15 protein-coding genes and 1 pseudogene are annotated in these 19,597 nt (G+C 64.1%); 4 read left to right on the top strand and 12 right to left on the bottom strand.

Annotation, left to right across the window (positions count from 1 at the left end):
- Positions 1-343: 343 nt before the first annotated feature.
- Positions 344-2,425 carry an LTA synthase family protein gene (locus ACT9T4_RS25630; protein ID WP_499119670.1) on the bottom strand — a complete coding sequence of 694 codons (2,082 nt, stop codon included), beginning with the start codon at positions 2,423-2,425 and terminating at the stop codon, positions 344-346.
- A gap of 215 nt (positions 2,426-2,640) precedes the next feature.
- Between ACT9T4_RS25630 and ACT9T4_RS25625 the strand changes: the two genes are divergently transcribed.
- Together ACT9T4_RS25625 and ACT9T4_RS25620 are read left to right on the top strand one after the other, a co-directional pair.
- Positions 2,641-3,519 carry a DNA-3-methyladenine glycosylase family protein gene (locus ACT9T4_RS25625; protein WP_179538398.1) on the top strand — a complete coding sequence of 293 codons (879 nt, stop codon included), beginning with the start codon at positions 2,641-2,643 and terminating at the stop codon, positions 3,517-3,519.
- A 2-nt stretch (positions 3,520-3,521) separates the two neighbouring features.
- On the top strand, positions 3,522-4,019 hold the full coding sequence (locus ACT9T4_RS25620; protein ID WP_499119667.1) for a methylated-DNA--[protein]-cysteine S-methyltransferase: 498 nt from the start codon (positions 3,522-3,524) through the stop codon (positions 4,017-4,019).
- A gap of 6 nt (positions 4,020-4,025) precedes the next feature.
- Here the strand turns inward: ACT9T4_RS25620 and ACT9T4_RS25615 are convergent, their stop codons facing one another.
- The 4 genes from ACT9T4_RS25615 to aroC are packed head-to-tail and all read right to left on the bottom strand — an operon-like array spanning position 4,026 to position 7,509.
- On the bottom strand, positions 4,026-4,571 hold the full coding sequence (locus ACT9T4_RS25615; RefSeq protein ID WP_499119664.1) for an acireductone dioxygenase: 546 nt from the start codon (positions 4,569-4,571) through the stop codon (positions 4,026-4,028).
- Positions 4,572-4,629: 58 nt separating this feature from the next.
- A complete protein-coding gene (locus tag ACT9T4_RS25610; RefSeq protein WP_499119662.1) occupies positions 4,630-5,784 on the bottom strand; it encodes an MFS transporter in 1,155 nt (384 codons plus the stop codon).
- Positions 5,781-6,383, bottom strand: a complete 603-nt coding sequence (locus tag ACT9T4_RS25605; protein ID WP_052493800.1) for a hypothetical protein — start codon at positions 6,381-6,383, stop codon at positions 5,781-5,783. Before ACT9T4_RS25605 ends, ACT9T4_RS25610 begins: the two co-directional genes overlap by 4 nt.
- 34 nt (positions 6,384-6,417) lie before the next feature.
- Positions 6,418-7,509, bottom strand: coding sequence for a chorismate synthase (aroC, locus tag ACT9T4_RS25600; RefSeq protein WP_179538400.1), 1,092 nt, complete (start codon positions 7,507-7,509; stop codon positions 6,418-6,420).
- Positions 7,510-7,673: 164 nt separating this feature from the next.
- Here aroC and ACT9T4_RS25595 point away from each other — a divergent pair, with 164 nt between their 5' ends.
- Both ACT9T4_RS25595 and ACT9T4_RS25590 read left to right on the top strand, forming a co-directional pair.
- Complete coding sequence (locus ACT9T4_RS25595; protein WP_499119658.1) at positions 7,674-8,654, top strand: alpha/beta hydrolase family protein; 981 nt, start codon at positions 7,674-7,676, stop codon at positions 8,652-8,654.
- Positions 8,655-8,696: 42 nt separating this feature from the next.
- On the top strand, positions 8,697-9,479 hold the full coding sequence (locus ACT9T4_RS25590; protein WP_179538402.1) for a hypothetical protein: 783 nt from the start codon (positions 8,697-8,699) through the stop codon (positions 9,477-9,479).
- Between the two features lie 88 nt (positions 9,480-9,567).
- Here the strand turns inward: ACT9T4_RS25590 and ACT9T4_RS25585 are convergent, their stop codons facing one another.
- From ACT9T4_RS25585 to ACT9T4_RS25555, 7 genes and pseudogenes are all read right to left on the bottom strand, one after another.
- Positions 9,568-10,431: a methyl-accepting chemotaxis protein gene (locus ACT9T4_RS25585; protein ID WP_373565148.1), complete on the bottom strand. Its 864-nt coding sequence runs from the start codon at positions 10,429-10,431 to the stop codon at positions 9,568-9,570.
- A pseudogene (locus tag ACT9T4_RS25580) lies at positions 10,423-11,490 on the bottom strand (methyl-accepting chemotaxis protein); the annotation flags it as partial. The pseudogene ACT9T4_RS25580 and the gene ACT9T4_RS25585, both read right to left, overlap by 9 nt.
- A gap of 253 nt (positions 11,491-11,743) precedes the next feature.
- Positions 11,744-12,412, bottom strand: coding sequence for a ligase-associated DNA damage response endonuclease PdeM (gene pdeM, locus ACT9T4_RS25575; protein ID WP_499119656.1), 669 nt, complete (start codon positions 12,410-12,412; stop codon positions 11,744-11,746).
- Complete coding sequence (locus ACT9T4_RS25570) at positions 12,409-14,988, bottom strand: ligase-associated DNA damage response DEXH box helicase (RefSeq protein WP_499119653.1); 2,580 nt, start codon at positions 14,986-14,988, stop codon at positions 12,409-12,411. Before ACT9T4_RS25570 ends, pdeM begins: the two co-directional genes overlap by 4 nt.
- Entirely contained in the window at positions 14,985-16,724 is a 1,740-nt protein-coding gene (locus ACT9T4_RS25565; protein WP_179538405.1) for an ATP-dependent DNA ligase, read from the bottom strand. The genes ACT9T4_RS25570 and ACT9T4_RS25565 overlap by 4 nt, the downstream gene beginning before the upstream one ends.
- Positions 16,721-17,734: a ligase-associated DNA damage response exonuclease gene (locus ACT9T4_RS25560; RefSeq protein ID WP_179538406.1), complete on the bottom strand. Its 1,014-nt coding sequence runs from the start codon at positions 17,732-17,734 to the stop codon at positions 16,721-16,723. The genes ACT9T4_RS25565 and ACT9T4_RS25560 overlap by 4 nt, the downstream gene beginning before the upstream one ends.
- A 122-nt stretch (positions 17,735-17,856) precedes the next feature.
- Positions 17,857-18,015 (bottom strand): DUF3309 family protein, encoded by a 159-nt coding sequence (locus ACT9T4_RS25555; protein ID WP_004373322.1) that lies wholly within the window; start codon positions 18,013-18,015, stop codon positions 17,857-17,859.
- Positions 18,016-19,597 lie beyond the last annotated feature (1,582 nt).

Genomic DNA, 19,597 nt, shown 5'->3' with positions numbered 1-19,597 from the left:
CCGTAGGAGCCCGCTTGCGGGCGATGCGATGGTGAGTGCTCAGCGACATCGTCGCCATGGCTGACATTCGCCAGCAACCTGGCGCCTACACGACTACGCGAATCCACTACGCCGTAGGAGCCCGCTTGCGGGCGATACGATGGTGAGTGCTCAGCGACATCGTCGCCATGGCTGACATTCGCCAGCAAGCTGGCTCCTACACGCTTGCGTGAATCGCCCGCCCCGTAGGAGCCCGCTTGCGGGCGATGCGATGGTGGGGGCTCAGCAGAACCGATGAGCATGGCCGCCCCAGCACCTGCGCCAGCGCGACTCGCCTCAAACGCCCACCGTGCAGCACCTCAGGCTACGGCTTGTCGGGCATGCCATCCACTACGCCAGCGGTATTATCCAAAAGGCTCTTGGTGGCGGTCTGCAGGAAACCCTCGAGGCGCTTCTGCAGCAGCTCGTCGACCGGCCCTTCGATGCGCTCGGCTGTCGGTTTGGCGCCCAGGCTGTAGCGATACAGGCGCGGCTCGAAGCCCTTGGGCTGGACCAGCACTTTGTCGGAGGTGACGATGGCCACCGTCTGGTCGCCGCCCGATGGCTTGATCACGCCGATGCCTCCATCGCCTTCCGGCAGATTGAGCAGGTCACGCCCCCAGCACTGGTGACGCACTTCGCCACCCAGGCGCCCCATGATGGTCGGCACGATGTCGACCTGGGTGCCCACGGTATGGCTGACCTTGCCGAACTTCTCCTGAATGCCCGGCGCGATCAGCAGCAAGGGCACGTTGAAACGCTGCAGGTCCATCTCGGTAACCTGATCGAAGCCACCGAAGCCATGGTCACCCACGACCACGAACAGGGTTTCCTTGAAGTACGGCTCCTTGCGCGCCTTCTCGAAGAATTGCCCAAGGGCCCAATCCGAATAGCGCATCGCCGTACGGTGCAGGTTCTCCTTGCCATCGATCAGCACCGGCTCCACCGGCAGATCCTTGGGCAAGGCGTAAGGCGTGTGGTTGGACAGGGTCTGCAGCAATGCATAGAACGGCTTGTCGCCGTAGTTGCTCTTCAGCTCCTGGGCGCCGCGGTCGAACATGTCCTGATCGGATACGCCCCAGGTCGGATCCATGAACACCGGGTCGACGAAATCCTCGCGGCCAATGAAGTCGGTCATGCCCTGGTTGCTGAAGAAGCCGGACTGGTTGTCCCACTGAAAATTGCCGTTATAGACATACAGGTTGTCGAAACCGCGGCCACCCAGCAGTTGCGGCAACCCGGAGAACTTGTGGGCGCCTTCCGGCGTACGCATCAGGTACTCGAAGCCCGGCAGATTGGGGAAGCAGGCCATGGTGGCGAACATGCCCTGATGGGTATGGGTGCCATTGGAGAAGAAGCGGTCGAACAGCAGCCCCTCCTTGCTCAGCTTGTCGAAATAAGGGGTGATGTTGCCTGGCGCGCCGAGCGCACCGACGGAATGGCCGGCGAAACTCTCCATCAGGATGACCACCACGTTGCGGATCGGCAGCGTGCCATCGGCTGGCGGCGTGTAGACGCGGCGCATGGCGGCGCTATCGGCGTCGACCAGCTTGTCGTCCGGGGTCAGCAACATGTCGCGGGTGATCTGCCGGGCCTGGTCGTCTTCCATGGTCGGCTGCCAGGTGTTGTCGCGGTGCGGGCCGAAGGTAGCCTGAGCAGCGGTGAACAGGGTCAGGGTGCCGTTCAACCCCAACTGGTTGGCGAACATCGATTCGGTGGTATAGGCATCGCCCCAACGCAGCGGCGGGCCCTGGCGCAGGTGGCCACGGGCGGCGATCACCGCGATCAGCAGGCACAGGAAGAACACCGAAGCGCGCCAGTACCAGGCAACCTTGGGCCGTACACCGGCAGCGCCACTGCGCGTCCTGGTGCGGCTGGCGCGGTCGAACAGCGTGAACATCCACCACAGCAGGCCGGTGATGACGAACCAGGCGATCAGGTAGCGGGCAACCGGGAAACCGTTCCACAGCATGCTCATCACGGTAGCCTGATCTTCCTGCAGGTACTGGAACACCAGGCTGTTCAGGCGCTGGTGAAACTCCTTGTAGAAGTCCAGTTCGGCCAGGCCGAGAAACAGCGTGAGGCTGGCGAAGATCGTCAGCCAGACGCGCTGCCACACACGCGCAAGCATGGCGCGGGTGCTCAGCAAGGCGATCAGCAGCGGCGCGCAGGCATAGACCACCACGCGCAGGTCGAACCGCAAACCGTTGTAAAACGCCTCGGCGAACACCGCAGGCGGCGTATCGCCGATCAACTCACGGTTGTAGACCAGCAACGCGGCGCGCAATCCGGTGTACATCACCAGCAGCGCCAGGGCGCTGAACAGGGTGAAGAGCAACTGGCTGCGTAACGGCTGAAAGGAATGCGAAGCGCTGGGAGGGGTGCCCTGAACTGCTGTAGGGGTCATGTTCGATCATCCACAAAAGACTTATTCCGCCCAGCTCGCCGCGAATAACGGCAACTGGTGCCGCGCGAGTGTGTTCGTGTGGATGTGAAAATTTTGTCGATAAGGATTCTCAGCGTCGCGCAGTGGCTCCACTGAAGTCTGGCCACACCGGGCGCGCTGTTTGAAAATCATTTGCACACTGACAAGATATCGCCCCCGGGGTTATCTTCAGCGCCATGACACAGAGCCGAACCATCAGCCTTCCGTACCTCACGCCATGGAACTGGCAGCAGTTCCATGAGCACTTCAAGCTACGGGCGATCCCCGGACAAGAGCTTCTGGGCGATCGCGACTACTGCCGCAGTTTTCGCCTGGCCGACGTTACCGGCTGGTTCCGCGTCAGCGCCCTGCCCGACCAGAACGCGCTCGAGCTGGCTTACAGCACCTCGGCCGAAGCCTGCCTGCCGCAGCTGGCCCAACGGGTACGCCGCATGTTCGATCTGGATGCCGACCCGGCCATCATCGCCGCCCACTTCGCGGCCGACCGGCACCTCGCACCGATGCTCGCTCGCAACCCGGGCCTGCGCCTGCCCACTGCGTTCGATACCTTCGAACAGGCCGTGCGGGCCATCGTCGGCCAGCAGGTCACGGTCAAGGCGGCTGTGACCATCACCGGGCGCCTGGTCAGCCGACTTGGCGAGTCGCTGGCAGACGCCCCCACCGGCATCGACCGCCTGTTCCCGACACCTGCGGCCATCGCTGCAGCAAACCTCGACGCCATCGGCATGCCCGGCAAACGCGTACAGACCCTGCAGCATTTCGCCGCCCAGGTCGCCAGCGGCGCGTTGCATCTGGATATCAGCCAGGGCGCGAGCGAGCTGATCGCGCGGCTGTGCGCCCTGCCCGGCATCGGCCCCTGGACCGCCGAATACATCGCCCTGCGCGCATTCGGCGACGCGGACGCCTTTCCCGCCAGTGACCTGGGCCTGCTGAAGGCGCCAATCTGGGGAGCGGGAGGCATCAGCGCTCGACAGCTGCAGGCCCATGCAGAGGCCTGGCGCCCCTGGAGGGCCTATGCGGCAGCCCACCTCTGGCAAGACTATTCAGGAGGCTGAAGATGTTCTACCGCTATCAGGACAGCCCCATCGGGCGCCTGTTCATGGTTGGTGACGACGCCGGCCTGCAGCAATTGCTCATGGACGTGGAGCGCACGCCCTGGCGCATCGGCGATGACTGGCGCGCGGCAGGCTCGCAACTGGATGACGTCAGCCGCCAACTCGACGAATACTTCAGTGGCCGTCGCCAGCGCTTCGACCTACGGCTCAACCCCCAGGGCACAGCGTTTCAGCAGTCGGTGTGGCGCGCCTTGCAGGACATCCCCTTCGGTCGCATCGACAGCTACAGCGCACTGGCCCAACGCATCGACAGACCCAAGGCAGTACGTGCCGTCGGGGCCGCCAATGGCGCCAACCCGATCTGCATCATCATCCCCTGCCATCGCGTCATAGGCCGCGATGGCAGCCTGACCGGCTTTGCTGGCGGCCTGCCACGCAAGCAATTGCTGCTGGAACTGGAAGGCGCGGTGCCGCGGCCACAGGCCTCGCTGTTCGACTAGGCCTGCTCAGTCTTCCAGGCGCGGAAAAGAGGCGGCGATGGGATCACCGCTGGGCTTGCCCGCAACATCGCTGCCGGACGAAAGGCGCAGCAACGCGCAATGGGGAAACTCGCCCAGATCGAACCAGTGAGGCGTACCGGCAGGTACCGAGACCAGCGCATTGCGCTCACCCAACAGCGCATACACGTAGTCGTCGACATGCAGATTCAGCAGCCCCTGCCCGGCCAGGAACAGGTAAAGCTGCGCGCCGCCGGAGATGATTTCCTGCGGCGGCTCGGCGGGCTTTTCGCCCTCCTTCGGCCAGCGGCGCTGGTCGACACTGATGACCTCCACGTGGCCGAGATCGTGATCACGTTTGAGTTGCTCCAGCGATCCGGCAAGCGCGGCGAGGATAGCGTCCGGCACGGCCCCGGCCTGCAGTTTGGCGTCAACATCGACAACGCTGTAATCGATACCGGCCGCTGCCAGCGTGCTGGCGATATCCTCAGCATGGCCCAGTATCTTGTTGGGAATATGGGGGCTGGACTGATGGTGGACGCTCAGGCGGCTCATGGAGAAAATCCTTCAGTAAGTGCTCGCCACCCTGCGGGCAGCTTGATTTGACCAGTGATCAGGGACGCGCCGGATCGGTCGTGCGTCTGACCATGATAACGGCTGCGGCCAGTGCGGCCAGCCCCACCAGGGCGAATGTCCACTGCGGGCCCAGGCCATTCCAGCTGTAACCGGCATACAGGGCGCCCAAGGCGCCGCCAATGCCAGCCAGCGAGGCGTACAGCGCCTGGCCCTGGCCTTGCTGGCGCGCGCCGAAACTGCGCTGCACGAAAGCGATGGACGCCGCGTGGAAGCTGCCGAAGGTGGCGGCGTGCAGCACCTGCGCGAACAGCAGCACCAGCAGGTGATCGGCGAAAAAGCCCATCAATACCCAGCGCAGCGCGGCGATGGCGAAGCTGGCGACCAGCACCTGACGCAGGCTGAAATGCCGGAGCAGTCGCGCCATGGCCATGAACACCAGCACCTCGGCGACCACCCCCAGCGCCCAGAGCATGCCGATCAGCCCGCGGCTGTAGCCGAGCTGCTCCAGGTGGATGCTGAGGAAGGTGTAGTACGGCCCGTGGGACAGCTGCATCAGCGCCACGCACAGATAGAAGGCCAGCACACCGGGCTGCCTGAGTTGCTGCAGGAAGCCGCCGCGGCTCGTCGATTGCGATGACACCAGTGGCTGGGCGTCTGGCACCCAGAAGCTGCTCAGGGCGATGCCGGCGATGATCAGCAGCAGCGCCCAGGGATAGACGTCCAGGCTGAACCAGTCGAAGGCCTTGCCCAACCCCACCACGCTGAGGATGAAACCGATCGAGCCCCACAGACGGATCTGCGCATAACGGGCCGACTGCTCGCGCAGATGGGCCAGGGTGATGACCTCGAACTGCGGCAGCACCGCATGCCAGAAGAACGCATGCAAGGCCATCACCATGGCCAGCCAGGCGTAACTCTGGCTGACGAAGATCAGGCTCAGGCTGAGCAGCGTACACAGCGCACCAAGACGCACGATCAACAAGCGCCTGCCACTGTAATCGCCCAGCCAGCCCCACAGGTTCGGCGCGATACAACGCATCAGCATGGGAATGGCCACCAGCTCGCCGATACGCGCTGGCGAGAAGCCCAGATGGGCGAAATACAGCCCAAGGAACGGCGCCGTGGCGCCCAGCAGCGCGAAGTAGAACAGGTAGAAGCCGGACAGGCGCCAGTATGGGACTGCCGGAGTCAATCCCGAACACCCTTGCTATCGAAGAATTGCCGAATCAGTGCATTGCCTGCACCCGGTTCCCGCAGCGTGACCACCGTACCGTTGTCATCCACGGTGAAATGCCCCTTGAAGGCCTCCGGCATCGCTTCGTACTGACGGTTGACCTGCTCGAGGGTATCGCGCAAGCAGGCGTAGCCATAACGCTCGACCAGATACGGCAACGCGTTGCGCCCCCTGAGTAGTTCGTACTCCTGATAGTTGTAGGGCGTGGACTGCTGTCTTTTAGTCAAAGTCTGGCGAAAGCCTTCGAGCAATCGCTGCAACTGGCCCTCTTCGGAGCGGCGCGCCAGGCCACGAAGGGCATAGACCTTCATGTCCAGGTAGCGCTCCTTTCGATAGGCCAGGGCGAAAAAGTCATCGAGCGCCGGAAAATCGAAGTCATATAACAGCCTGAGTATCTGCTTGCGCACATCGAGCTGTTTGCTGCTGGTGTAAAGCGCAACGAGGTACCCAGCGCCCTGCTCGCCGATATGGGCTGGCTCCAGCGCGAACAGCGCATCACGAACCGCCGAGATGCGCTTGCCGGTAACGCTGCGTAGCACCTCGGGAAATTCGTTCATGCCGCCCTCGCCGGCAGGATGCCAGGACGCTCGCTCACAGCTGCGGCAGCACCGGCGTATTCACCCGCACATCGGCGTTTTGGCCGCGATGGCGCAGCAGGTGATCCATCAGCACGATGGCCATCATTGCTTCGGCGATCGGCGTGGCGCGGATGCCGACGCACGGATCGTGACGGCCCTTGGTGATCACGTCCGCCGGGTTGCCGTCGATGTCGATGGAGCGCCCCGGTGTGGTGATGCTGGACGTCGGCTTGAGGGCCAGGTGAGCGACGATCGGCTGGCCGCTGGAAATGCCACCGAGGATGCCGCCGGCGTTGTTGGACAGGAAGCCCTCGGGAGTCAGCTCGTCACGGTGCTCGGTACCGCGCTGCGCCACCGAGGCGAACCCGGCGCCGATCTCTACGCCCTTGACCGCGTTGATGCTCATCAGCGCATGGGCCAGTTCGGCATCCAGGCGGTCGAAGATCGGCTCGCCCAGACCCGGCATCACGCCCTCCGCGACCACGGTGATCTTCGCGCCGACCGAATCCTGGTCGCGGCGCAGCTGATCCATGTAGGCCTCGAGCTCCGGCACCTTGTCCGGGTCGGGGCTGAAGAAGGCGTTTTCCTCGACCGAGTCCCAGCTCTTGAACGGAATTTCGATGGGCCCCAGCTGGCTCATGTAGCCGCGAATGACGATGCCCTGGCTGGCCAGGTACTTCTTGGCGATGGCACCGGCAGCCACGCGCATCGCGGTTTCCCGGGCCGAGCTGCGGCCGCCACCGCGGTAGTCGCGAACGCCGTACTTGTGGTGGTAGGTGTAGTCGGCATGGGCCGGGCGAAAGAGATCCTTGATGGCCGAGTAGTCCTTGGACTTCTGGTCGGTGTTGCGGATCAGCAGGCCGATGGAGCACCCCGTGGTCTTGCCTTCGAACACACCGGAGAGGATTTCCACCTCGTCGGCTTCCTGGCGCTGGGTCGTGTGGCGGCTGGTGCCCGGCTTGCGGCGGTCGAGGTCGCGCTGCAGGTCATCCAGGGAAATGTCCAGCCCAGGCGGGCAGCCGTCGACGATGGCGACCAGCGCAGGGCCGTGGCTCTCGCCTGCCGTGGTGACGGTGAACAGCTTGCCGAAGGTATTGCCGGACATTGCGCGAGGCTCCACATCAGTTCGATCAGCAGCCTGCGGCGAAAAGGCAGGCCCAAGAGGAAAGCCGCTGAGTATACTCCGTCGCAACTGCGGAGATCACCCGCGAGCGAACCTTTGGCCATTTGCCAGCGTCCAACAGATCCCAACACAGACACGTTCCCATCATGCTGCGAGCCCTGCTTTTGACCCTCTCCCTCTTCACCGGCCTGGTTCAGGCTGCCCCCATCCTGCGTGAACAGGTCAGCCTGGATACCGGCCAGGGCGTGCTGCATGGCTCGCTGGTGCTGCCACAACGCACCGAGGCCGTACCGGTGGTGCTACTGGTGGCCGGCTCGGGACCGACCGACCGTAATGGCAACAACCCTGGCGGCGGGCATAACGATGCGCATCGCAAACTGGCCCAGGCGCTGGCTCAACAAGGCATCGCCAGCGTCCGTTACGACAAGCGCGGCATCGCCGCCAGTTTTGCCGCGACGCCGCACGAACGCGACCTGAGCGTGGAGCGTTACGTCGCCGACGTGGTTGCCTGGAGCCACAAACTGCATGAAGACAAGCGCTTCAGCCAGGTGATTCTGGTCGGCCACAGCGAAGGCGCGCTGATCGCCAGCCTGGCAGCCCCCGAATCCGCTGCCGATGCCCTGGTGTCCATCGCCGGCAGCGCGCGCCCCATCGACCAGCTGCTTCAGGAGCAACTGCGCGACCGCCTGCCGCCGCGCCTGCGCGCCGAGAGCGATGCCTTGCTGGTCGCCCTGCGCGAGGGTCGCCAGGTTCCCGAGGTGTCGGACGAACTGACCGTGCTGTACCGCACCAGCGTACAGCCCTACCTGATTTCGCTGTTCCGCCAGGATCCGGCTGCCGCCTTTGCCAAGGTGCGCGTTCCGGCACTGATCATCCAGGGGGATCACGACATTCAGGTCCGCGTGCAGGATGCCGAAGCGCTGCATGCCGCCAACCCGGACGCGCAATTGCAGATCATTACCGGCATGAATCATGTGCTGCGCATCGTGCCCATGGATTTCGAAGCGCAACTGGCGTCCTACGACAACCCCGACCTGCCACTGGCCCGCGCCCTGACCACCCGTATCGTCCATTTCATTCAGGCATTGCCGCCTGCAGAAACCAGCGTCGCTGCCGATACTCATTAAGCCGACGCTCAACTTCGCGGCGGCTTTTCGAGGAATGCCCCCATGACCGACAGCGAAACGCCAGCCGTCGCCGCACCTGAAGACGAACAGGTCGAGTCGTCGCATCCGTGGGCCAAGCTCGGTCCCGAGCACTTTCGCCTGCTGCGCCTGGCGCCTCTGCCCATCGACCGCCACACCGGAGCGCGGCCGCTGCGTTTCGTCCAGCTTGGCCGCGTCGAGCGGCACAGCAAGGAACAGAGCCTGCTGCGCCTTACCCTGCAATTGCCGGGGCAGAAGGTGCGCAAGGAACAGAACGTACTGGAGCTGTGGCTCGACCACCGCGCCAAGGAAGCCCGTTTCGGCCCCGACAGCGGCCTGAGCCTGGAGCCGCAGAATCGCGGCCTTGGCCGCTTTCTGCTGGCCCAGGCAGCCGCCTGGGCCAAACAGCACTGTGCTCATTACACCCTCGAGAGCGGCCCGCTGCCGAGCCGCGACGCGATGAGCGAAGAGGCCCGTGCGCGCCGTGACCATTGCCTGAAGGCCCAGGGTTTCGCCGTCGACTACCAGGACGGTCAGCTCAAGGCGAATTACAGCGCATCGCGCCTCAGCGCCCTGCACAGCGACTGGAATGGTGAAAAGGTCAGGTTCATCGAACAGCTGGACGCCGCGCAGATGCTGCAGCAGGCGGATCAGAATCTGCACGAGCAGGATGTGCAGTTGCGCAAGCAGCATGAGCGCCTGGAGCAACTCAAACGCGAGGACGGCGGCCTGCGTTTCACCATCGCCTGCCTGGTAGCCTTCGCCCTGTTCCAGGCAGGCCTGCTGATCTGGATCGCGACTCACTGAAAGCGCCGCCTGCCAGTAATGGAAGGCCACAAAAAAGGCCGTTACCCCGAAGGGTAACGGCCTTTCTTATTTCAGCTGAACGTAATGCTCAGACCCGGAAGTGGCTGACCATCTGCTGCAGCTGACTACCCAGGCGAGCCAATTCGACACTGGACGCAGCGGTTTCCTCACTGGCGGCGGCGGTCTGCTCGGAGATATCGCGCACGTTGATCACACTGCGGCTGATTTCCTCGGCCACCGCACTCTGCTGCTCGGCAGCGGCGGCGATCTGCTGGTTCATCGACTGGATATTGGACACCGTGCGGGTGATGCTTTCCAGCGAACCACCGGCCTTGCGCGTCAGCTCCACGGTGCTGTCGGTCAGGTCGCGGCTGCTCTGCATGATGCTGGCCACCTGCTGGGTGCCCTGCTGCAGCCCGGCAACCAGGCCCTCGATCTCTTCGGTGGACTTCTGGGTACGTTGTGCCAGGCCACGCACCTCATCGGCGACCACCGCGAAACCGCGGCCGGCTTCGCCAGCACGAGCGGCTTCGATGGCGGCGTTGAGCGCCAGCAGGTTGGTCTGCTCGGCCACTGCCTTGATCACGTCCATCACACTGCCGATCTTGTTGCTTTCCTTCTGCAGATGGCTCATCGCCTCGGTGGAACGGGTCACTTCGGCAGCCAGGCGCTCGATCTGGGCGATGGCTTCGGCCACCACGCGGTCGCCCTGGGTGGCTTCACGGTCGGCATCCGAAGCGGCACGGGATGCGTCGGCGGCATTGCGCGCGACTTCCTGAACGGTGGCGGACATCTCGTGCATCGCGGTAGCGACCTGGTCGGTCTCGACCTTTTGGCTATTGACCCCGGCGCTGGTCTGCTCGGTGACTGCCGACAACTCCTCGGCAGCGCTGGCGATCTGGGTGACGCCGTCACGAATGCCACCAATCAGGTCACGCAAGGTGGTGCCCATGCGCTGGATGCCCTGCTGCAACACGCCGATTTCGTCACGGCGGGTCACGTGCAGGGTCTGACTCAGGTCGCCACCGGCGATACGCTCGACCGCCACCAGGGTTTCCTGCAGCGGACGGGTGATCTGCCGGGTGATCAGCCAGGCGGCGAGAATACCGACCAACAACGCCAGCACGGTCGTGCTCAATTGCAGAGTGCGCGCAGACGCAGTCTCGCTGTCGCGGCGTTCCAGCTGGATCGCGGTAAGCTCCTTGCTGATCCTGACGATTTCGTAGCCTTCCTCGGTCAGTTCCTTACGTGCCACGGCGATGGTCTCGGTCGCGGCCTTGAACGCCATGACCGCCGTACGGTAATTGCCCAGCGCGGTGTCGACCAGGCTGACACGCTGAGGGTGCTCGGCAGAGAACGCCTGACGAAACTGCTCGAGATCCTTGATGGTGGTCTCGATCTGGGTGATGGCCGCGCGCTCTGCGTCGGCGTTGGGCGTGCCGGTGTAACCACGTACCTGATAACGCACCAGTTGCCAGTCTTCCTTGGCCTTGGTGATCGCCTGGAATTGTGCGTTGCGGCTTTCATCGTAGGGTGGCAGGTTCAAGACTGCGGTGTTGATTTCGTCGATCGCCTGGCCGGCCGTCACCGCGTTGCGGGTCATTTCCTGGCGCGCGTCATTGCTCGCCCGGTAGCCACTGCGCATCTTGTTCAGCGACAGTTGGTAGGCGTCGATCTGGGCACCCTGCGCTTGCAGCAGGCGGACGTTGTCCGGGCTCTTGAAGCTCGAGAGTACCTGGCCATGCTGGGCCTTGAAGCCATCGAGGGATTTCTGCACGGTTTCGGCGACCGTTTCGTCCCCGTTGGCCAGCATGTATTGCAGGCGGGTTACACGCAGCTCGGTCAGCGTGTCGTTGAGACGAGCAATATCCGAAGTCCAGTTGCTGCGCTGGATCAAGCTGCCGAGACTGGTCCATCCAGCAAGAGCAAGTACGCAGGTAAGGGCAAGCACGAGGCCAAAGCCCAAGGCAAGTTTCAAGGTAACGCTGATGTTCGCGAACCAGCTGTTCATAGTGTTCTCCGACCTTTTTTAAGGGGTTAAGCAGCTGGAGTTTTATTCTTGGACCAGTCTGAAATTTAAAGCGGCACGCATTCTATCGGCGGCGAAATAAATAACTAGAGCGGCAGAATGCAGATAGCCACTTCAACAGGATAGAAACCCAGCCTCACGCTAGGTTATTGGCCTATAAAGTGATGCTTATCAGATAGATAGGTCGGTTATTTGCTGGTTAGTCAGTTTTTTATCCGTGACATCAGGCCGCAGATCACTCCTGATTCAGGCTCCATAACGCGCCATCGAGCGCACCGTAAATAGCCCGCCCTGGCGCTGCATCGACAGCCATCCCGCCGGTGAACTCACCGAAAGCTGGTAACAGGGTGGTGCTGTGCTCGATGCAGAAGCACGGCATGCGCACGCGGTCACGCCCCCGGCCGCGCAGCACGAATACCGGGTGCAGGTGCCCGGCCAGCACATGCAGACCAGGGCAATCCAGAGGTTCGTGGCACAGCGCGAACGGCCCCATGCGCCAGGGTTCGCTGACCACCTCGATGGCCAGCTCGGCCGGTGGATCACCGGCGCTGCGGTCATGGTTGCCGCGTATCAGAACGACCTGCAGCTCGGTATGCCGCTTGCGCCACGCCTGCAGGGCCGCCAGGGTAGTGCCGATTCGCGCCGGGCGCGCATGCAGCAGGTCCCCCAGAAACACCAGACGGCGAACCGGGTAGCTCGCCAGTAGCTCATCGAGCCGCTGCAGGTTGCGAGCCGTGGTGCCGTGGGGAACCGGCTGCCCCAGGGTGCGGTAGGTGGCGGCTTTGCCAAGATGCGCGTCGGCGATCAGCAGGGTCTGCTCGGAAGGCCAGTAAATGGCCCTGTCGGCCAGCAACCAGAGGGTTTCACCGGCGACCTGCACGGCCAGGTGCGGCGCCCCACTCATGCCCCGCTACCCTTGGCCTTGCGGCGTGGGCGGCCGTCCTTGCGCTTGCGTTCGCCACGGCGCAAGGCGGGTTCGACCTCGATCAGCGGCTTGCCGGCCACCTGCCCGCCCGGCCCCGCAGCACGCTCGAGTTCGCCGAGCATGCGGGCGATGCGGTCGGCGAGCTTCTCCGAACTGAGGCGCTCGCGAAAGCGCTCGACCATCAGCGGAAAGGCCAGCGGCGTGGCACGCCGCAGCTCATGTAGATGCAGACGCGCCGCGCGCATATCAGCCAGGGTGTGCTGCAACTGCCTGACATCCAGCTCCTGGCTGAGCACTTCGTCATGAGCCTGGGTCAGCAGCAGATTATCCGGGTCGTACTGGCGAAACACGTCGAAGAACAGCCCGCTGGAGGCCTGCACCTGGCGCAGGCTCTTGCCTGCGCCAGGGTAGCCACCGAACACCAGGCCGGCGATACGGGCGATCTCGCGAAAACGCCGTTGGGCCAATTCGCTGGCATTGAGGCTGGCGAGCACGTCATGCAGCAGGTCGTGATCGTCGAACAGATCACCGTCGAGCAGCCCCGCCCAGTCCACCTCGCTGGCACACAGCAACTCCAGGCCATAGTCGTTGACGGCAATCGAGAAACTCAAGGGCTGCCGCTGCCCCAGGCGCCAAGCCAGCAGACTGGCCAGCCCCAGGTGCACGTTGCGCCCGGCGAAGGGATACAGGAACAGGTGCCAGCCTTCACGCGAGTGCAGGGTTTCAGCCAGCAACGTTCCTGGTGCCGGTAACGCGGACCAGTGCGCCTGCACCTCCAGCAGCGGTCGCAGCATGCGCATTTCCGGGCCATCGAAGTGACCCTGCGCTGCCTCGCCAAAACGCGCCACCACGGCTTCGGCCAACGCACTGGAGAGCGGCATGCGCCCGCCATTCCAGCGCGGCACGCTGGCCTTGCTGGAATTGCTGCGCCGCACGTAGGCCGTCATGTTCTCCACCCGGACCAGTTCGAGCGGTCGCCCACCGAACAGAAACACATCGCCCGGGTGCAGGCGGGCAATGAAGCCTTCCTCGACGCTGCCGAGCGAGCCACCGCCGCCGCCTTTGCTCCACCATTTCACGCTGACGCTGGCGTCGCTGACGATGGTGCCCACGCTCATCCGGTGGCGGCGCGCGAGACGCTGGCTGGGCACGCGCCAGATGCCCTCTTCGTCCGGCTCCACGCGCTGATAATCGGGATAGGCGCTGAGCGACTCCCCGCCCTGTCGCACGAACGCCAGGGCCCAGCGCCACTGGGCATCGCCCAGATCGCGGTACGCCCAGGTGCTGCGTATCTCCGGCAGCAGCTCTTCAGGCCTGAAGCCGCCGCCCAGAGCCATACTGACCAGATGCTGAACCAGTACATCCAGCGGCTGATGAGGCGATTCGCGGGCCTCGATGCGCCCGGCCGCAACAGCGTCCTGCACGGCGATGGCCTCGATCAGTTCGAGGCCGTGAGTGGGCACCAGGGTGATGCGCGAGGTACGCCCCGGCGCATGACCGGAACGCCCGGCGCGTTGCAGCAGGCGGGCGACACCCTTGGCCGAGCCGATCTGCAGAACCCGCTCCACAGGCAGGAAGTCGACCCCCAGATCCAGGCTGGAGGTACAAACCACGGCTTTCAGCTTGCCCTGCTTGAGCCCTGCCTCGACCCAGTCACGGACTTCGCGGGCCAGCGAGCCGTGGTGCAGGGCGATCAATCCGGCCCAATCCGGGCGCGCGTCGAGCAATGCCTGATACCAGAGTTCGGACTGCGAGCGGGTATTGGTGAACACCAGGGTCACGCTGCTGCCTTCCAACTCCTCGACCACCTGCGGCAACAGCCGCAACCCCAGATGGCCGGCCCAGGGAAAACGTTCCATCGCCGCTGGCAGCAGCGTATCGATCTGCGGTCTGGCGCCCTGCTCACCGCGAACCAGCCGACCACCACCGTCAGGCAGCAGCACCTCCATGGCATGGGGCTGGTTGCCGAGGGTGGCCGACAACCCCCAGACGACAAGTTGCGGGTTCCACTGGCGCAGCCGCGCCAGCGCCAATTGCAACTGCACACCGCGCTTGTTGCCGAGCAACTCATGCCACTCATCCACCACCAGCATGCCGACATGGGCGAACTGCGCCTTCGCGTCAGCACCGGTGAGCAACAGCGTCAGGCTCTCGGGCGTGGTCACCAGCGCGGTCGGCAGGCGGCGTGCCTGACGCTGCCGTTCGGCGCTGCCGGTATCGCCGGTGCGCATGCCCAGCGTCCAGGGTATTTCCAGGCCATCGAGCGGCGCCTGCAGGGCACGCTGCGTATCAGCGGCCAAGGCACGCATGGGCGTGATCCATAACACCGTGAGTGGCGCAGCCGGTGGCGCGCGTTTGCCGCTCAGCGCTTTCTTCGGCACGCTCTTGCCCGCGAAGCGATTGAGCGCGGCCAGCCAGACGGCGTAGGTCTTGCCGGCACCGGTCGATGCATGCAGCAGGCCGCTATGCCCTTCGGCAACCGCCTGCCACACCTCTTTCTGAAAATAGAACGCTTTCCAGCCATTGCGACGCAGCCAGGTGCCGGCCAGACTCATGGCAGCAATTCCTGCAGCAGCGCCAGGGTATCGGCCTCCTCCACGGTCTTGTCATGGCGCCAGCGCAACATGCGCGGAAAACGCACGGCGATGCCGCTCTTGTGACGGGGGGAGCGAGCGATGCCTTCGAAACCCAGTTCGAACACCAGGCTTGGCGTGACACTGCGCACCGGGCCGAACTTCTCCACGGTGGTCTTGCGCACGATGGCGTCGACCTTGCGCATTTCCTCGTCGGTCAACCCGGAGTAGGCCTTGGCGAACGGCACCAGCCGGCGTTCGGGATCACCCGGCGCGCCGTCCCACACGGCGAAGGTGTAGTCGCTGTACAGGCTGGCTCGCCGACCATGACCCCGCTGGGCGTAGATCAGCACTGCATCGACGCTCAGGGGATCGATCTTCCACTTCCACCAGACACCAACGTCCTTGCTGCGCCCTACGCCGTAAGCGGACTCACGCGCCTTGAGCATCATGCCTTCCACGCCCAGCGCCCGCGACGCCTCGCGCTGTTCGGCCAGGGCCTGCCAGCTCTCGCCGTGCAGCAGTGGCGAGGGCATCAGCCGCGGGCTGGCGCAGCGGGCGACCACCTGCTCCAGCTGCGCCCGTCGCGCGTGTTGCGGCCGGCTGCGCCAGTCATCGCCTTGCCACTCCAGCAGGTCGTAGGCCAGCACGGCGACCGGCACCTCTTCGAGCAGCTTGCGGCTCAGGGTCTTGCGGCCGATGCGTTGCTGCAACAGCGCGAAAGGCTGAATGCCGTATTGTTCGAGCTGTTCCTCGACCTGGTCGTTGAGCCGCTCGGCGGATTGCCCGGCAGCCTGGGCCATCAACTCGCCCTGCCGAGCGGTGGCCTCAGGGGCGTGGCGCCAGACCACCAGTTCGCCATCGACGACAGTGCCATCCGGCAGTGATGCGGCAAGCTCCTGAAGTTCGGGGAAGCGCTCGCTGATCAGCTCTTCCCCCCGTGACCAGACCCATAACTGGCCGTCACGCTTGACCAGTTGCGCGCGAATGCCGTCCCACTTCCACTCGATCAGCCAGTCAGCGGGCGAACCCAGGCTGGCGTCGAATTCCTGCAGTGGCCGCTGCAACGGATGGGCGAGAAAGAACGGATACGGCTGGCCACCACGCTGAGCGTGCTCGTCATCCGATTCGGCAGCGATCAGCCGTTGGTAAGAGGCGGCCGTGGGCCGGTGCGACAAGTCGGTATAGCCGACCAGACGCTGAGCGACGCGCTTGGCATCGACATCGGCAATGGCAGCCAGTGCGCGGGTGACCAGAAGCTTGGAGACACCGACACGAAAGGCGCCGGTGATGAGCTTGATACTGACCATCAGCGATGGCGCATCGAGCTGCGCCCACAATGCGTCGAGGCGCATCGCCAATTCGTCCGCAGGCAGTCCGCGCAGCGGCAGCAGTTTTTCTTCCACCCAGACGGCCAGCCCGTCCCGGGAGGTCGAGGTCGCTTCAGGCAGCAACAGCGCGATGGTTTCCGCCAGATCACCGACCGCCGAATAGCTTTCCTCGAATAGCCATGCCGACAGTCCGGCCCGCTGCATGGCCAGTTCCCGCAACTGCCGTGATGGCACCAGTTGCCGTGGCCTGCCACCGGCAAGAAAGTACACAGCCCAGGCGGCGTCCGCAGGTTCGGCGTCGCGCAGGTAGTCCTGCAGCGCCGCCAGTTTGGCGTTGCTCGAGGTGGTGGCGTCGAGGCGCGCATAAAGCTGCGCAAAGGCGATCATGTGGAGGGCTCCGCAGCCGCGTCGTCTTCCTCGCCGTATTCGGTATCGAACGCCTGGGCATCCAGGCCCTGCTCACGCAAGTGCCGAACCAGGATGTTCACCGAACCATGGGTGACCATGACCCGCTCGGCACCGGTCTGCTCGATGGCCCACAGCAGGCCAGGCCAGTCGGCATGATCGGAGAGCACGAAACCACGATCGACACCGCGCCGCCGACGGGTGCCACGCAACAGCATCCAGCCGCTGGCGAACGCATCGCTGTAGTCACCGAAGCGCCGTATCCAGGTGCTGCCGCCCGCCGACGGTGGCGCCAGGATCAGTGCCTGGCGCAGCAGCGGATCACCCTTGGGGACCTCACCGGCGTAGCGCGTTTGCGGCAGATGGACGCCGGCCTCGCGATAGACCTGATGCAAGGGCTCCATGGAACCATGGCCAAGGATCGGCCCGATGCTCGCGTCGATACCGTGCAGGATGCGCTGGGCCTTGCCGAAGGCATAGCAGAACAGCACGCTGGCTCGGCCAGCTTCTCGATTCTGCCGCCACCACTCATTGATACCGGCGAATATCTGCGCCTGAGGCTGCCAGCGGTAGATCGGCAGGCCGAAGGTGGATTCGGTGATGAAGGTGTGACAGCGCACCGGCTCGAAGGGGTCGCAGGTGCCATCCGGTTCGACCTTGTAGTCGCCAGAGGCTACCCAGACTTCACCACGGTACTCGAGACGTACCTGGGCTGAACCCAGCACATGGCCGGCAGGATGAAAGCTGAGGGTAACGCCATGGTGGTCGATAGTCTCGCCATAGGCCAGGGTCTGCAGATTGATATCGCGACCCAGACGGGTACGCAGAATCCCCTCACCCGGGGCGGCCGCCAGATAATGGGCGCTGCCTCCGCGGGCATGGTCGCCGTGCCCGTGGGTGATGACGGCGCGCTCTACCGGGCGCCAGGGGTCGATGTAGAAATCTCCGGGAGGACAATACAGGCCTTCGGGCCGTGCAATCACCAGATCCAAGCAGGCGACCTCCGGAAATGAAAAGACGGGAATGAAACGGAGTGGGCAACTGCGAGTGGCCAGAGCCATCAGCGGCTGACGCCGCCGACGGCGATGCCTGCGTCAGTGACGCAGGCGCTGGCTCATATGTAGCCGAGTAGCAGCAGCACCAGCACGATCACCAGCACCAGCCCAAGCCCACCCGTGGGACCGTAGCCCCAGCTGCGGCTGTGCGGCCATGCCGGGATGGCACCAATCAGCATCAGGATCAGAATGATCAGCAGTATGGTTCCCAAGCCCATGGCTATCTCCTTGCGTATCTGTCGGCGAGCCACTCGAAGTGGGTCGCCTGGCATCAGAAGCCTGTGCAGGCATCCGTTCGGATGCAGGGCATGGCGCTGCGGCGAAGCCAGCGTCTGGCAGAGCGCTCGTCGCAGCGCCATGCCCTACACCTTTTACGACTTGGCAAGGAAACGGAAAGTGCAAACTTTAAATCGGCAGTGCCGAGACAGGCCGTGAGCTGACGCTCCACGCAACCGCGAACTCAGGTCGCACCTAGTGGCCAATGCCGTAGGAGCCCGCTTGCGGACGAATCACCGGGTCAACGCGGATTCAGCGGCAAGGCCACAATCGTATCGCCCGCAAGCGGGCTCCTACAGGCCTGGATCTGCAGATATTCGTTGGGCCTCAGGCAACACCGTCGCGGCCTCGAACATCCATCTTGCAGACACCGCCAATACCGTAGGAGCCTGCTTGCGGGCGAATCGTCGGGTCAACGCGGATCAGCGGCAAGGCCACAATCGTATCGCCCGCAAGCGGGCTCCTACAGGCCTGGATCTGCAGATATTTGCAGGACCTCGGCAACACCGTAATCGCGGCCTCGAACACACATCTTGCAGACACCGCCAATACCGTAGGAGCCTGCTTGCGGGCGAATCGTCGGGTAAACGCGGATTCAGCGGCAAGGCCACAATCGTATCGCCCGCAAGCGGGCTCCTACAGGCCTGGATCTGCAGATATTCGTTGGGCCTCAGGCAACACCGTCGCGGCCTCGAACATCCATCTTGCAGACACCGCCAATACCGTAGGAGCCCGCTTGCGGGCGAATCGTCGGGTAAACGCAGATTCAGCGGCAAGGCCACAATCGTATCGCCCGCAAGCGGGCTCCTACAGGCCTGGATCTGCAGATATTTGCAGGACCTGAGGCAACATCGTCGCGGCGTCGAACATCCATCTTGCAAACACCGCCAATACCGTAGGAGCCCGCTTGCGGGCGAATCACCGGTTCAACGCAGATTCAGCGGCAAGGCCACAATCGTATCGCCCGCAAGCGGGCTCCTACAGGCCTGGATCTCCAGATATTTGCAGGACCTGAGGCAACACCGTCGCGGCGTCGAACGCCCCATCTTGCAGACACCGCCAATAACGTAGGAGCCTGCTTGCGGGCGAATCGTCGGGTCAACGCAGATTCGGCGGCAAGGCCACAATCGTATCGCCCGCAAGCGGGCTCCTACAGACATGGATCTGCAGATATTTGCAGGACCTGAGGCAACACCGTCGCGGCCTCGAACATCCATCTTGCAGACACCGCCAATACCGTAGGAGCCCGCTTGCGGGCGAATCGCCGGGGCAATACGGATTCAGCGGCAAGGCCACAATCGTATCGCCCGCAAGCGGGCTCCTACAGGCCTGGATCTGCAGATATTTGCAGGACCCGAGGCAACACCGTCGCGGCGTCGAACATCCATCTTGCAGACCCCCCAATACCGTAGGAGCCCGCTTGCGGGCGAATCGTCGGGTCAACGCAGATTCAGCGGCAAGGCCACAATCGTATCGCCCGCAAGCGGGCTCCTACAGGCCTGGATCTGCAGATATTTGCAGGAC

The organism is Pseudomonas sp. SZ40 (genome assembly GCF_052958135.1).
Note: the sequence above shows the minus strand (reverse complement) of the source record. Positions and strands in the feature narration are given on the sequence as shown.